General features: G+C 72.9%; 13 protein-coding genes. 6 read left to right on the plus strand and 7 right to left on the minus strand.

All coding sequences use genetic code 11. The features are described 5' to 3' along the window. Positions 1-125 precede the first annotated feature (125 nt). The 5 genes from LQK89_RS03055 to LQK89_RS03075 form a co-directional block, all read right to left on the minus strand. On the minus strand, positions 126-707 hold the full coding sequence (locus tag LQK89_RS03055; protein WP_058743234.1) for a PadR family transcriptional regulator: 582 nt from the start codon (positions 705-707) through the stop codon (positions 126-128). Beyond that, positions 704-1,564, minus strand: coding sequence for a DUF4097 family beta strand repeat-containing protein (locus LQK89_RS03060; RefSeq protein ID WP_231050158.1), 861 nt, complete (start codon positions 1,562-1,564; stop codon positions 704-706). The genes LQK89_RS03055 and LQK89_RS03060 overlap by 4 nt, the downstream gene beginning before the upstream one ends. 155 nt (positions 1,565-1,719) lie before the next feature. Then, positions 1,720-3,027 carry an ABC transporter substrate-binding protein gene (locus LQK89_RS03065; protein WP_231050159.1) on the minus strand — a complete coding sequence of 436 codons (1,308 nt, stop codon included), beginning with the start codon at positions 3,025-3,027 and terminating at the stop codon, positions 1,720-1,722. 89 nt (positions 3,028-3,116) lie between these two features. Beyond that, positions 3,117-4,019 (minus strand): carbohydrate ABC transporter permease, encoded by a 903-nt coding sequence (locus tag LQK89_RS03070; RefSeq protein ID WP_058743231.1) that lies wholly within the window; start codon positions 4,017-4,019, stop codon positions 3,117-3,119. Between the two features lie 9 nt (positions 4,020-4,028). Then, positions 4,029-4,985, minus strand: coding sequence for a carbohydrate ABC transporter permease (locus LQK89_RS03075; protein ID WP_083520143.1), 957 nt, complete (start codon positions 4,983-4,985; stop codon positions 4,029-4,031). A gap of 139 nt (positions 4,986-5,124) precedes the next feature. Here LQK89_RS03075 and LQK89_RS03080 point away from each other — a divergent pair, with 139 nt between their 5' ends. Genes LQK89_RS03080 through LQK89_RS03095 form a run of 4 tightly spaced genes read left to right on the plus strand, consistent with a single transcriptional unit; the run spans position 5,125 to position 9,528 of the window. Continuing rightward, positions 5,125-6,345 (plus strand): ROK family transcriptional regulator, encoded by a 1,221-nt coding sequence (locus LQK89_RS03080; RefSeq protein ID WP_114850204.1) that lies wholly within the window; start codon positions 5,125-5,127, stop codon positions 6,343-6,345. Continuing rightward, positions 6,342-7,487 carry an ROK family protein gene (locus LQK89_RS03085; protein ID WP_231050160.1) on the plus strand — a complete coding sequence of 382 codons (1,146 nt, stop codon included), beginning with the start codon at positions 6,342-6,344 and terminating at the stop codon, positions 7,485-7,487. The genes LQK89_RS03080 and LQK89_RS03085 overlap by 4 nt, the downstream gene beginning before the upstream one ends. Continuing rightward, a complete protein-coding gene (locus tag LQK89_RS03090; protein WP_231050161.1) occupies positions 7,484-8,500 on the plus strand; it encodes a Gfo/Idh/MocA family protein in 1,017 nt (338 codons plus the stop codon). Before LQK89_RS03085 ends, LQK89_RS03090 begins: the two co-directional genes overlap by 4 nt. Further along, entirely contained in the window at positions 8,497-9,528 is a 1,032-nt protein-coding gene (locus LQK89_RS03095; protein WP_231050162.1) for a Gfo/Idh/MocA family protein, read from the plus strand. The genes LQK89_RS03090 and LQK89_RS03095 overlap by 4 nt, the downstream gene beginning before the upstream one ends. 71 nt (positions 9,529-9,599) lie before the next feature. On the opposite strand, the gene LQK89_RS03100 is transcribed toward LQK89_RS03095, so the two are convergent. Then, positions 9,600-10,469 (minus strand): sugar phosphate isomerase/epimerase family protein, encoded by an 870-nt coding sequence (locus LQK89_RS03100; RefSeq protein WP_231050163.1) that lies wholly within the window; start codon positions 10,467-10,469, stop codon positions 9,600-9,602. Beyond that, positions 10,412-11,140, minus strand: coding sequence for a membrane protein YczE (gene yczE, locus LQK89_RS03105; RefSeq protein ID WP_231050164.1), 729 nt, complete (start codon positions 11,138-11,140; stop codon positions 10,412-10,414). Before yczE ends, LQK89_RS03100 begins: the two co-directional genes overlap by 58 nt. Before the next feature lie 61 nt (positions 11,141-11,201). Here yczE and yczR point away from each other — a divergent pair, with 61 nt between their 5' ends. Both yczR and LQK89_RS03115 read left to right on the plus strand, forming a co-directional pair. Beyond that, a complete protein-coding gene (gene yczR / locus LQK89_RS03110; RefSeq protein WP_231050165.1) occupies positions 11,202-12,653 on the plus strand; it encodes a MocR-like transcription factor YczR in 1,452 nt (483 codons plus the stop codon). Positions 12,654-12,742: 89 nt separating this feature from the next. Next, positions 12,743-13,444 (plus strand): DUF6518 family protein, encoded by a 702-nt coding sequence (locus LQK89_RS03115; RefSeq protein WP_231050166.1) that lies wholly within the window; start codon positions 12,743-12,745, stop codon positions 13,442-13,444. Positions 13,445-13,498 lie beyond the last annotated feature (54 nt).

Here is a 13,498-nt window from a genome sequence, read left to right on the forward strand (position 1 = left end):
GACCGATGCTACGACCGACCGCCGTCGGTGTCCGCAGGTCCGGGTCCGGCGGGTGGTTGCGGACGGGCCGGACGGGAGGCGCGTGGTGCGCCCGCCCGACCGGCCCGGTCCGACGTCGCGCGCGGTCAGAGCGAGCGGCGCAGCGCCTCGAGACCGTCGCGCAGGCGCGTCACGGTGTCGTCCGACAGGGAGCCGCGCGTCGCCTGGCGACGCAGGTCGGCGCGGACCTGCTGCCGGAACGACGACAGGACCATCTCGACCTCGCGGAGTGCACGCGCCCCCTCGGACGGCACGTCCTGGGGCTCGTCCGCGGTCTGTCCGCGGGGCGCCTGTGCGCTCGCGGCGAGGTCGGCGCGGAGGGACCGCATGGCCTCGCCCACCGAGGCACGGACGCCGTCGGCGAGGGACTTCACGGAGTCGGCGACGCCGTTCTCGACCGCGGCGATCTCGTCGGCGCGGGCGTCGAGCTCGGCGCGACCGGCCTCGGTGATCGCGTAGACGGTCTTGCGGCCGTCGACGGTCTTGGTGACGAGCCCCTCGGCCTCGAGCTTCGCCAGGCGCGGGTACACCGTGCCGGCACTCGGGACGTAGGTGCCGCCGAAGCGGTCGCCGAGGGCCTGGATGACCTCGTACCCGTGCATCGGGTGGTCGGCCAGCAGGACGAGCAGGTACAGCCGCAGGTGGCCGTGGGCGAAGACCGGGCTCATGCGGACGCCTCGCTCTCGTCGGTCACGGTCGTGGTGGCGGTGGGAACCTGGGCGGCGGGCGCGGCCGGGGCGTGGAGCACCGCGATGTCGCCGGACACCGAGTTCACCTTGAGGTCGAGCCACTGTCCGGAGAGCTCGCCGCCCTGCTTGACGTAGGAGCCGCGCACACCGCGGATCTCGGAGTCGTCGAACTGGAGCTTGCCGGACGCGGTGCTCACGGTGCAGCGGTAGGGGACGCCGTCCTCGAGCCGGACGCTCACCGACCCGGAGACCGTGTTGACTCGCGCGGTGTCGGGCGTGCCCTGCAGGTCGAGGACCACGTCGGCGTTGACCCCGTCGGCGGTGAAGCGCGGGATGGCGCCGGTCGCGACGACGTCGCCCGAGACCGTGCGGACCGTCAGGGCGCCCTCGAGCTCGCGGACGGTGGTGGTGCCGGACACCGCGTGCACGGCGAGGTCGCCCGTGAGGCCGTCGACGACGACGTCGCCGGACACCGTGTTGACCGAGGCGCCCCGGTTCGTGCCGGACAGCAGGGCGCCGGCGGAGACGACGCCGATCGTGACGCGCGCGTCGCGGGGGACGAGCACGCTGACGTCGGCGGCGGCACGGCCGCGGAAGGACTTGAGGAAGCCGAGCGGGTCGTCCCAGCCGATCTGCGGGTGGTCGACGGTCAGGGTGTCGCCGTCGAGCTCGATCTTGAGGGGCTTGCCCGAGACGCTGTGCACCTCGATGCGGGCGGTCGGCTCGTCGTGTGCGACGACGTCGACCTGTCCACCGGCGAGCCCGACGCGCAGTGCGCGGACGATCCCGGTGTCGATCACCTTCGGCTCCTCGACGAGCCACTTCTCCTGGGCCATGTTGCCTCCTGAAACTCGCGATGTATCGCGTTGGTGGAAATCACGATACATCGCGAGCCTGCGATTGTCACCGGTCCCTTGCTCTTTCGAGTGTCGGGACGCACGACGGCCCCGCACCCTGGTGGGCGCGGGGCCGTCGTGGTCCGGCGGGGCGGTTACTTCGACGCGGAGTCGAGCGCCGCCTGTGCCTTCTCGGCCGCGGCGTCGAGCGCGTCCTTCGGGCTGGTCTTCAGCAGCATCGCGGACTGCAGCTGCGTGGACAGCGCCGCGCTCACCTCGCCGTAGGCCGTGATGGACGGACGGGCCTTGGCGTACTCGAGCTCGTCGGCGAAGGCCTTGAGGCGCGGGTTGTCGTCGAGGTACTTCTTCCAGGTCTCGTTGTCCGACGTGGCCTTGTTCGCGGGGAGCAGGCCGGTCGCGATGTCCCACTTCGCCTCGGTCTCGGGGCTGAGCCACCACTGCATGAACTTCCAGGACGCGTCCTGCTTCGCCTTGGTCGTCTTGATCAGGTACGAGTTGTTCGTGCCGAGGTTCATCGCCGGCTTCTCGATGCCCGGGAGGGCGAAGACGCCGACGTTGTCCTTGCCGAGCGTGCTGTCGATCGTGGACAGGTCGTAGGCGCCGGTGATCGCCATCGCCGCCTTCTTCGACGTCAGGGCCGGGACGGCACCGTTCGTCGAGGTGGTGAGGAGCGACTGCGGGTACGCGGTGCCGTCCTTGAGCATGTCGGTCCAGGCGGTGAGGGCCTTCACGCCCGCGTCGCTGTTGAACTCGACCTTGGTGTCGTCCTCGTTGAGGAAGTCACCGCCGGCGCCCCACAGCATCGACTGCCACGTGAAGACCGGCCACTCGCCGGTGCCGATCGGCAGGTACGCGCCGTACTGGGTCGTGCCCTTCGTGAGCTTCTTCGCGTCGTCGGCGAGCTCGGCCCAGGTGGTCGGGGTGTCGGTGATCCCGGCCTCCTTGAACATCTCCTTGTTGTAGACGACGGCGTAGTCGCCGATGTCGGTCGGCAGCGTGTACTGCTTGCCGTCGAACTCGCCCGTCGAGAGCATGCCCTCGGTGAAGCTGTCCTTCGTGATGTCGCCGCTGGACAGGTAGTCCTCGAGCGGCAGGACCTTGCCGGTCTGGATGACCTCACCGGTCTGCTGCGGCGTGCTGTCGCCGAGGACCATGTCGGGGCCGGTGTCGTTCTTCAACGCGTTGATGAGCTTCGCGTCGAACTGGTCGGACGAGGCGGCGTACTGGGGCTGGACCTCGATCTTGTCCTGCGAGGCGTTGTACTCGTCGATGAGCTTCTTCACCTCGGTGGCCTGCGGCCCCGTGTAGTTGTGCCACACGGTGATCGTCGTCTTGCCGCCGCTGCCGCCGGAGTTGCCGGTGACGGACCCACCGGAACACCCGGACAGGGCCAGAGCGGCGCCGACGGCGAGGGCCGTGACACCGAGCAGTCGCTTGCGCATGAGATCGTCCTTTCTCGGACTTCTGGGTGGTGCGAGGAGTGGTGCAGGGAGTGGTGCTGAGGGGGTGGAGCGGGGAGGGGTGGCCGGGATCAGCGGAGTCCGCCGGCCATGGCCGACACGATCTGCTTCTGGAAGATGATGAAGACGATGAACACCGGCAGGATCGCCAGCGTCGAACCGGCCATGAGCAGGTTGAAGCTCTGGCTCGCGTTCGCGGACTGCAGCTGCGTGAGGCCGACGGACACCGTGAAGAACTCGGTGCGGGACGCCACGAGGAACTGGAAGAAGAAGTTGTTCCAGTTGTAGACGAAGGACAGCACGGCGAAGGAGCCGATCATCGGCGTCGCCATCGGGGTCACGACGGACCACATCCGCCGCCAGACGCCGGCGCCGTCCACCCGGCTGGCGTCCTCGATCTCGCTCGGGAACGAGGTGAAGAACTGCCGGAACAGGAACGTGCCGAGGATCGACGGGATGTTCGGGACGATGAGCCCCTGGTAGCTGTTCAGCCAGTGCAGCGAGGACAGCAGGGTGATCAGCGGCGTGAATACGACCTCGAACGGCACGAGGAGGGCGGCGAGCAGGACGACGAACACGATGTTCTTGCCCTTGAACTTCAGCCGTGAGAACGCGAACCCGGCCGCCAGGCTCGTCACGATCTGCCCGGCGGTCGTCGCGATCGCCACGACGGTCGAGTTGAAGAAGTACAGGCCGAACGGCGCGACGGTGAAGATGTCGGTGTAGTTCGACAGCTCCCACTGCTTCGGCAGGAACGTCGGCGGGAAGGCCAGCGCCTCCTCCGAGGACTTGAAGCTCGTGAGCAGCATCCAGAGGAACGGGCCGAAGAACAGGACGACGGCGACGATCAGGATGACGTGGCGCAGGACGGCCGGCGAGTGCTTGCGGAACAGCACGCCGAAGGGTCGGCTGCGGTGCGGACGGGAGGCGCGGTGCGCGTCCGACGGGAGGGCGCGGGATGCGATCTGGGTCACGGTGCGGTCCTAGTTCAGCTCGATGGGGTCGCGGCGGTTGATGACCCGCAGCTGGACGACCGCGACGAGGATGCCGACGATGAGCAGGATCACGGCGGCGGCGCTGGCCGAGCCGCCGTGGAAGAACACGAAGCCCTGGTTGTAGATGTAGTAGAGGATCGTCTCGCTCGAGTTGATCGGGCCGCCCTGGGTCAGGACGTAGACCTGCGTGAACACCTGCAGGGCGCCGATCACGCCGGTGATGGCGAGGAAGCCCGTGGTCGGCGCGACCAGGGGGAGCGAGATCCGGAAGAAGCGCCGGATCGGTCCGGCGCCGTCGAGCGTCGCGGCCTCCATGTAGGACGCCGGGATGTTCGTGAGCGCGGCCGAGTAGATGATCATCGTGTAGCCGACGCCCTGCCAGATCGAGAACACGATCACCGAGACGAGCGCCCAGGGCTCCGAGGTCAGGAAGCCGATCGGGGGAGCGCCGAGGGCCGTCACGACGCCGTTCACCAGGCCGCCGAGCGGCGACAGGATGAAGCTGAAGATCAGGGCGCTGCCGACGATCGGGGCGATGTACGGCACGAAGAGCAGGGCGCGGTAGACGCCACGGCCGCGGAACGGCTGGGCGAGCAGTGCCGCGAAGAACAGGCCGAGCGCCATCGTGACGGGGACGACGACGACCACGTAGAGCGCGGTGTTGCCGGCGGCGCGCAGGAACTCGCCGTCGCGGAACAGACCGGTGAAGTTCGACAGCCCGACGAAGCCGTTCGTCTCGCCCGACGCGGGGTTCCAGTTCGTGAACGAGTAGAAGACCGTCTGCGCCAGTGGGTACAGGTAGAACAGCGCCAGCAGCACCGTCGTGGGGGCGATCAGCACGTAGCCCGCCCGGCCTTCCCGTCGTTCCATCCGGCTGGCGTCCGCGGTGGACGACCGTCGACCGGGAACGGTCACCCTGGTCGGGTTCTGAACCGCACTCGTCATGCGGACCTCCTCTTGGCTCGTCGTTGAACGCTAAGAAACGGCTGTTTCGAGCAGATTACCGTTCGATCACCAAAAGTAAATAGTCGATTTTGCACCGACTTCGTTCGATCATCGATCGATCAGCCGCTACAGTGACGACATGCACGAGCAGCACTTCCAGGACATGGCGCGGAGCCCGGGGTCCGTCGGGGACGTCCTCCGACTCATCCGCGTCTCCGACACGACCTCGCGCTCGAGCATCGCCCGGAGCACCGGACTCGCGCCGTCCACGGCGTCCGCCCGGGTCGACGCGCTGACGTCCCTCGGGCTCGTCCGCGAGAGCGGTGCCGAGGGGTCCCGCGGCGGACGCCGGGCCCGACGGCTCGAACTCGTCGCGGACGCCGGGTTCGTCGCCGCGGCCGACCTCGGCGCGCACCACGTGCGCATCGTCCTCACCGACCTGGCCGGGACCGTCCTGGCGGACACCGACGCCCTCGAGCACGGCGCCGGCACCGTCCCGGTCGCCGCCGGGCCCCGGGCGTCCGTCGCGGCGCTCTGGCAGCGGTTCGTCGAGCTCGCGCGGGACAGCGGCCTGGACATGGACCGGTTCCGCGGCGCCGCGATCAGCATTCCCGCGCCGGTGTCCTACCCGGGCGGCAGCATCGCGACCCCGTCGTTCGAGCCGTCCTGGCACGGGGCCGTGCTGCCCGAGCTCTTCGCGGAGTACACCGACGTCCCCGTGCTCGTCGAGAACGACGCGAACCTCATCGCCCTCGCCGAGCACCCCGAGCCGGACCGGTCGGGCACGCTCGTCGCGGTCAAGCTCGGCACGCGCATCGGCGCCGGCGTCCTGCTCGACGGTCGGCTGCACCGCGGCGTGAGCGGCGCCGCGGGCGAGATCAGCCACACCCCCGTGGACGGCGAGGCCGCGATCGGCTGCACGTGCGGTGTGCCGGACTGCCTGGAGTCCGTGGCCTCCGGCGGCGCCGTCGTCGCACGGCTCCGGGCCACGGGGCGCGAGGTCGGCAGTACGGGCGACGTCCTCGCCCTCGCCGCCCAGGGCGACCCGGTGGTCCTCGACGAGCTGCGCCGCGCCGGGGAGCACATCGGCCGGGTCCTGTCCGGGATCGTGAACTTCTGCAACCCGAGCGAGGTCGTGCTCGCGGGCGCGATGTCGGCGTCCTCGGTGCTCGTCGCCACCATCCGCGGCGAGCTCTACCGCTCGTGCCTGCCGATGGTCGCCGACGCGCTCGACGTCCGTGCGAGCCGCGAGCCCCGCGACGCCGGGATCCGCGGTGCGACGGTGCTCGCCGTGGACGAGGTCCTCGCCCCCACCCGTATCGACGAGATGGTCCGGACCGCGGCGGAGCGGACCGCATGAGCACCGCGGTCCGCGACCTCGAGCAGTCCGGCGCGGTCGTGGCGGTCGACGTCGGCGGCACGACGGTCAAGGGCCTGCTGCGCATCGGCGACGTCGTGCTCGACCGGGCCGTCGTCCCGACCTTCGGGACCGTGGGAACCACGGACGGGACGGTCTCCGGCACGCCGACGGCCGCTGGGCCGTCGACCGGGGGCAGTGCGGTCGGGGACCTGGCCGCCGGCGGACCGGCGCTCGCCGCGGTCGTCGCCGTGGTCGACCGGCTCGCGGCCGCCGCCACGGGCGCCGGACACCCGCTCGCCGCCATCGGCCTGTGCACTCCCGGGGTCGTCGACTCCGCGGCCGGCACGGTCGTCGTGGCGGTCAACCTCGACTGGCACGACCTGCCGATCGCCGACCTGCTGCGCGAGCGCTACGGCGTCCCCGTCGCGGTGGCCCACGACGCGCGTGCCGCGGCCACGGCCGAGATCGCCGCCCGCACCGCCGCCGGTCGGGACGTCGGCGAGATGGTCTTCATCCCGATCGGCACGGGCATCTCCGCGAGCCTGGTCGTCGACGGCCGCCTGGTGGTCGGCGCCGCCGGGGGTGCCGGCGAGGTCGGGCACGTCTGCGTCCGGCCCGGCGGGGAGCCCTGCACGTGCGGGCAGCGTGGGTGCGTCGAGGCGTACGCCTCGGCCCGGAACATCCGCCGGCGCTACCGTGCGGCCGGCGGCACCATCGACGGGGCCACCGACGAGATCGTCGCGGCGGTCGACACCGACCCGGTCGCGGCCGCGGTGTGGGCGGACGCGGTCGACGCGCTCGCCGCCGGGGTCGCGATCCTGTCCGCCGTGCTCGACCCCGCGGTCGTCGTCGTCGGCGGCGGGCTCGGCGAGTCCGGGGAGCGTCTGCTCGCCCCGCTCCGCACGGCCGTCGACGCCCGACTCGGCTGGCGGCCGTCGCCCCGCATCGAGCAGTCGCTCGCGGGGGCCGGTGCCGGCCTGGCGGGTGCCGCGCTCCTCGCCCGCACCGCCGCCGCGACCAGCACGACCAGCACGACCAGCGCGACGGGCACGACCAGCGCGCCGACGTCCAGCGCGCCCGCGACCAGCGCGCCCGCGCCCGCCGCGGACCCAGCACCACACGGAACCAGGAGGACCCCATGACCGAACAGCGACTCCGGATCGGCCTCGTCGGCGCGGGGGTGATCGCCCACGCACACCTGCCGAACCTGCTCCGCCTCGGCGACGTCGTCGTCTACTCCGAGGTCGGCGCCGAGGAGCTCGTGGCCGCGCACGGCGGCGAGGTGGTGGGCTCGCTCGACGAGCTCCTCGCCCGCGTGGACGTGGTGGACGTCGTCGTCCCCACGTACGCGCACGCCGAGGTCGTGCGGGCAGCGCTCGCCGCCGGCAAGGACGTCATCAGCGAGAAGCCGCTCGCCCGCACCGACGCGGACGCCGACGACCTCGTCCGACGCGCCCACGAGGCCGGCCGGCAGCTCTTCCCGGCGCACGTCGTCCGGTACTTCCCCGAGTACGTCCGCCTCAAGGCCGCGGTCGAGGCCGGGCAGCTCGGCGAGCTCGCGGTCCTGCGCTTCGTCCGTTCCGGCGGCTTCCCGACGCGCTCCGCCTGGTTCGCCGACCCGGAGCTGTCCGGCGGCATCATCATGGACCAGATGATCCACGACCTGGACATCGCCCGGTGGATCGCCGGCGACGTCGTCCGGGTCAGCGCGGTGCACGTCAGGAAGGGCACCATCGACCACCCGGTCGAGGCGGCGCACGTGCTGCTCACCCACGCGTCCGGTGCGATCAGCCACGTCGCGGGCATCTGGGGGCCGGCACACCTGCCGTTCGTCACCGAGTTCTCGGCCACCGGCACGCTCGGCACCCTGTCGCACGACTCCCGCGCGGAGCGGAACTACACGGCCGAGCTCCTCGACGAGGCGGCCGTGGGCGGCGACCTGCCGGAGCTCGACCCGACCGAGGACCCCTACTTCCTCGAGATCCGCGAGTACCTCGGCGCGTTCCGGGGCGGCCCCGTCCCGCGCGTCTCCGCCGAGGACGGCGCGACCGCGGTCCGGATCGTCAACGCGGCGCTCCGGTCGGTCGAGACCGGGCAGCCCGTCGACCTCGTACCCGCCCCGGCCGCCGGGACGCACGAGGGGGCGACGGCATGACCACCCTGCGCATCGGCGTCCTGTCCTTCGCGCACACGCACGCGCTGTCGTACCTGACGGCGCTGCAGGCGATGCCCGACGTCGAGGTCGTCGGCACCGACCCGGACGGCACCTCCACGGGCACGGAGCTGACCGACCTGCGCGGTCGGGAGCTCGCCGACGCCCTCGGGGTCGCGTACGTCGACTCGGTCGAGGAGCTCCTCGCCCAGGGCGTCGACGCCGTCGTGGTGACGAGCGAGAACGCCCGGCACCGCGCGCTCGTCGAGCAGGCCGCCGCCGCGGGTGCCCACGTGCTGTGCGAGAAGCCGCTCGCGACGACGTGGGAGGACGGCCTGGCGATGCGGGCCGCCGCCGAGGCCGCGGGCGTGCTGCTCATGGTGGCGTTCCCGGTGCGGTTCGCCGGGACCTTCGCCCGGCTCGCGGCGACGAAGCGGGCCGGCCGGCTCGGCGAGGTCTTCTCGGTCCGCGGTGCGAACAACGGCATGCTCCCGCTGACCCGCTCGTGGTTCACCGAGCCCGAGCTGTCCGGCGGCGGCGCGATCGTCGACCACGTGGTGCACATCGCGGACCTGCTCGACGAGCTCCTCGACGGCACGCCGGCCGTGACGGTGACGGCCGTCACGAACCGGGTGCTGCACGCCGCGCGCGCGCAGGCCGAGACCGCCGGGCTCGTGACGATCACCTACGCGGACGGCACGATCGCGGCCATCGACTGCTCGTGGAGCCGCCCGGACACCTCGCCGACGTGGGGTGGGCTCGCGCTCACCGTGGTCGGGTCGGAGGGATCCGTGGACGTCGACTTCTTCCGCCCGAGTGTGCGGGGGCTCGACGCCGCGACCGGTCGGTCGGTGGTGCTGCCGTACGGGCCGGACTTCGACCAGGCGATGCTCGAGACGTTCGTCACCGCGGTCCGGAGCGGCGAGCAGCCGCAGCCCGACGCCGCGGTCGGCCTCCGCACGCTGGCGGTCGTGCTGGCGGCGCAGGAGTCCGCCGCGAGCGGCGAGACGGTGCGGGTGCGGTCCGTCTGAACGCACCAGGACGGCGGACGGGAGGCGCGGTGCCGGCTGGCACCGCGCCTCCCGTCCGTCACGGCACCGTCTCAGGAACCGCCGGCCGCTGCCCACAGGGCGCGGGCGTTCGCGAGTCCGCGCTCGACCGCGTCGACGTCGTCCTCGAGCCCCTCGAACTCGATCGAGAGGGGGCCGTCGAACCCGCTCGCGACGATCCGCTCGACGATCCGGCCCAGGGGCAGGTCACCGTGCCCGACGACCGTGCCGAGCACCGCGCGACCCGCCAGGGTCGTGAGCCAGCCGTCCGCGGCCGGCGGGGTCTCGCGCACCAGGAAGTCCTTCAGGTGCACCACGGCCGCGACCGGCAGGGTCCGCTGCACCGCGCGGAGCGGGTCGTCGTCCAGGCAGACGAAGTTGCCGACGTCGAGCAGGGTGCGGAAGGCGCGGTGGTCGACCTCGTGGACGAGCCGCAGGATCCGCTCGCTGTCGTTGAAGGCGAAGCCGTGGTTCTCGACCATCGTCGTGATCCCGAGCGTCGCGGCGTGCTCGGCGACCGCGCGGCAGACCGGCACGACCTGCGCGAGCACCCGCTCGAACTCGGCGTGGTCGGCGTCCCGCCAGGCCCACGGCACGACGTCGTGCCGGAACCGGGTGACACCGAGCCGGTGCGCGACGTCCAGGTGCTCGTGGACCCGCGCGACCTCGGCGTCGACGGTGGTCGGGTCGGAGAAGTCCGCGCCGATGACGTAGTTGGCGAGCCCGATGCCGCGCGCCGCGGCGTGACCCCGCAGCTGCTCGACCAGCTCGGGCTGCCGGGGCAGGTCGTCGCCGAACCCGCCCGCCGCGACCTCGAGGTGCTCGCCCCCGGCCGCGGCGACGCGGTCGACCACGTCGAAGATCGTCAGCGCACCACGCTGGAGGGAGCGGGCGTAGCTGTAGGAGGACACTCCGAGTCGCATGGCGCGACCCTAGCCGCTCCGGTCTCGTCGCCACCAGGGGTGTGGACGGGGTCCGCGTCGCCCGTGCGGGTGGGGGACCACGGCAGGCGGCGGAAGAGCGGCATGAGCGGCTGCACCATCGGCCCGATCGCGAACGCGGCGACCACCGTGCCGACCCCCACGTCTCCGCCGAGCAGCCAGCCGACCAGGACGACGGTGACCTCGATGACGGTGCGGGCGAGCCAGAGCGGCCAGCCGAAGCGCTCGTGCACGCCGACCATCAGCCCGTCCCGGGCGCCGGTCCCGAGCCCGGCGCCGATGTAGCAGGCCGTCGCGACCGCGAGGAGCGCCAGGCCCGCCGCGAACAGCAGCACACGGGGGACGAGTCCGTCCGGCTCCGGCACGAGCCAGAGCACCAGGTCGGCGGACGGGCCGATCGCCAGGACGTTGCACAGCGTGCCGATGCCGGGCTTCTGGCGGAGCGGGATCCACAGCAGCAGGATGACGACGCTCGACACCACGGTGATGACGCCGAACGACCAGGGCAGCACGTTCTCCAGGCCCTGCGTGAGCACCGTCCACGAGCCGACGCCGACCACGGCGCGGACCTGCAGTGCGGTCGAGGCGCCGTAGAGGAACAGGCCGACGAGGAGCTGGACGGAGCGGAGCGAGAGGCTGACGGAGCGGGGCACGGGTCGATGCTCGCGCCGGATTGGCCTGTTGGTCGAGAGCCAATCTGGCTACGGTGGACCCGTGACCCCGGTTCTCCTGAGCGCGCGATCGGCCGCCCTCCTGCTCACCGACTGGCGGGACGGGACCGACGCCCCCGCGTACGAGGCGCTGTCCGACGCCCTGCGCGTGCTCGTCATCGACGGACGCGTACCCCTGGGCGTCCGGCTGCCGGCCGAGCGCGGGCTGGCCGAGGCACTCGGCGTCTCGCGGACCACGGTCGCGAACGCCTACGCCCGACTCCGGTCCGACGGGTTCCTCGTGTCGCTGCGGGGCTCCGGCAGCGTCGTGCACCTACCGCGGGAGCTCGCCGGGCGCCCGGACCCGGAGCGGCTCGGCGGGGTCGTCGACGGCGGGCTGCTCGATCTGCGGAAGGCCGCCCTGCACGCCGCCCCCGAGGTCGCCGAGGCCGTCGAACGCGCGGTCCGGCACGTCCCCGCGGCGCTCGCCGGCATCGGGTACGACACGGTCGGGGACCCCGGGCTGCGGGCCGCGATCGCCGAGCGCTACACGGAGCGCGGGCTGCCGACCGACCCGTCGCAGATCGTCGTGACCATCGGCGCGCAGCACGCGATCGCGCTGCTCGCCCGGGTGCTCGTGCGCCGCGGCGACGCCGTCCTGGTCGAGTCGCCGACCTACCCGCACGCGCACGAGGCCTTCCGCGAGGCCGGCGGCCGGCTCGTCGGCGTCCCGGTCGACGCGCACACCGGGTGGGACGCGTCGGCGCTCGAGACGACGCTCCGCCGGACGGCGCCCGCGGTCGCGTACGTGATGCCCGAGCTGCACAACCCGACCGGCGCGACGATGCCCGCCGCGACCCGGGAGCGCCTGCTCGCTGTCGCGGCGGCGACCGGCACCGTCGTGGTGGCGGACGAGACCATGGGCGAGCTCCGGATCGACGGCTCGCCGGAGCCGCCGCTGGCCGCGTCCGCCGTGCCGTCCTCCACCGTCGTGATGATCGGCTCGGCGGCGAAGGTGTTCTGGGGTGGGCTGCGCATCGGGTGGGTGCGCGCCGAGCCGGACCTGCTGCAGCGGATGCTGCTCGCCCGCCCGTCGGGCGACCTCGGCACGCCCGTGCTCGACCAGTTGGTCGCGCGGGAGCTCGTCCCGCGGACGGCGGCCGTCCTGGAGGCGCGACGCACCTTCCTGCGCGCCGGTCGCGACGACGTCGTGGGCGCGTTGCGCACGCGGCTCCCGGAGTGGGACGTCCCGTCGCCGGCGGGCGGGTTGACGACGTGGGTGGGCCTCGGGCGGCCGGTGTCGAGCGCGCTCGTGCTCGCCGCGCGGGCCGAGGGCGTGGTGCTCGCCTCGGGCGGGGTGTTCGGTCCCGACGGCGGGTTCGAGCGGTTCCTGCGGGTGCCGTTCACGACCGCGCCGGCGGACCGGGAGCGCATGGTCGACGTGCTCGAGCGGGCCTGGGCGCGGATCGGCGGCGACGGGGTCGGGACCCGCGGGTCGCTCGCCGCGGTGGTGTGAGCGCACGTCATCCGCTGGGCTGACCCGCCCGGCGCATCGTCGCCCCGACGGCGGACGCGGTGCCGGCGGCCGCGCCGGAGGCTGATGACATGCAGCCGACCCGCCCGACCTACGCCCTCGTCTCCACCCCTGACCCTGCCCCCGTCCAAGCCGTTCCGGCCCGTCCGGTCCCGCCGGTCGCGCGGGTGTCGATCGCTCTGACCGGCGCCCTGCTGGCCGGGGTGCTGACCTCGTTCGGGCAGGCGGTCCCCGCGCTCGCGACCGTGTCGAACTCGGCCGGGCCGTGGTTCGTCGTCGCGGTGCTGCTGTGCGCGGTCGCCGGTGTCCGGGCCGGCCGGGTGGCCCTGCCGCTCGCGATGCTGCTCGGCGTCGTGCTCCTCGAGCTCATGCACGTCGGCTACTGGGCGGCCACGGTGCTGCGCGGGTACCCCGACTTCCTGTCGATCACGAACCCGTGGGTCCTGCTCGGGGTCCCCGCGGGGCTGCTGGCCGGGGCGGTCGAGGTGGCGCTGCGGGTCGGACTCCGGCGCGGCACCCGGGGCGCGGTGCTGGCGGCCGGGGCGCTCGGGGTCGTGGCGGCGGTGCTCGTGGGGGAGTCGGTGCGGGCGTTCCTGCGCGTGGCGACGCCCGAGACGACGCCCGCCTGGGCCGTGCAGCTCGCCGTCGGGGTGGTGGTGCTCGTCGTGGCGGTCGTGCGGGCGGGGAGCCCGGTCGGCCGCGTCACGGCGCTCGCGACCGGATTCGTCGGTGCCGTCGGGGTGCTCGGGGCACTGCTGCTCATCGGCGGGTGAGGCAGTTCTCCACAGGTCAGCCGTGGGGGGTCTGGTTCGCAGGTGGAACTGGGA

Origin of the sequence: Curtobacterium sp. C1 (assembly GCF_021049325.1) — a bacterium.
Taxonomy (GTDB): Bacteria; Actinomycetota; Actinomycetes; order Actinomycetales; family Microbacteriaceae; genus Curtobacterium; species Curtobacterium citreum.

Coding starts and splice junctions, on each gene's coding strand:
- LQK89_RS03055 (WP_058743234.1), bottom strand. CDS start 707: ATGAGCCCGGTCTTCGCCCACGGCCACCTGCGGCTGTACCTGCTCGTC.
- LQK89_RS03060 (WP_231050158.1), bottom strand. CDS start 1,564: ATGGCCCAGGAGAAGTGGCTCGTCGAGGAGCCGAAGGTGATCGACACC.
- LQK89_RS03065 (WP_231050159.1), bottom strand. CDS start 3,027: ATGCGCAAGCGACTGCTCGGTGTCACGGCCCTCGCCGTCGGCGCCGCT.
- LQK89_RS03075 (WP_083520143.1), bottom strand. CDS start 4,985: ATGACGAGTGCGGTTCAGAACCCGACCAGGGTGACCGTTCCCGGTCGA.
- LQK89_RS03080 (WP_114850204.1), top strand. CDS start 5,125: ATGCACGAGCAGCACTTCCAGGACATGGCGCGGAGCCCGGGGTCCGTC.
- LQK89_RS03085 (WP_231050160.1), top strand. CDS start 6,342: ATGAGCACCGCGGTCCGCGACCTCGAGCAGTCCGGCGCGGTCGTGGCG.
- LQK89_RS03090 (WP_231050161.1), top strand. CDS start 7,484: ATGACCGAACAGCGACTCCGGATCGGCCTCGTCGGCGCGGGGGTGATC.
- LQK89_RS03095 (WP_231050162.1), top strand. CDS start 8,497: ATGACCACCCTGCGCATCGGCGTCCTGTCCTTCGCGCACACGCACGCG.
- LQK89_RS03100 (WP_231050163.1), bottom strand. CDS start 10,469: ATGCGACTCGGAGTGTCCTCCTACAGCTACGCCCGCTCCCTCCAGCGT.
- LQK89_RS03115 (WP_231050166.1), top strand. CDS start 12,743: ATGCAGCCGACCCGCCCGACCTACGCCCTCGTCTCCACCCCTGACCCT.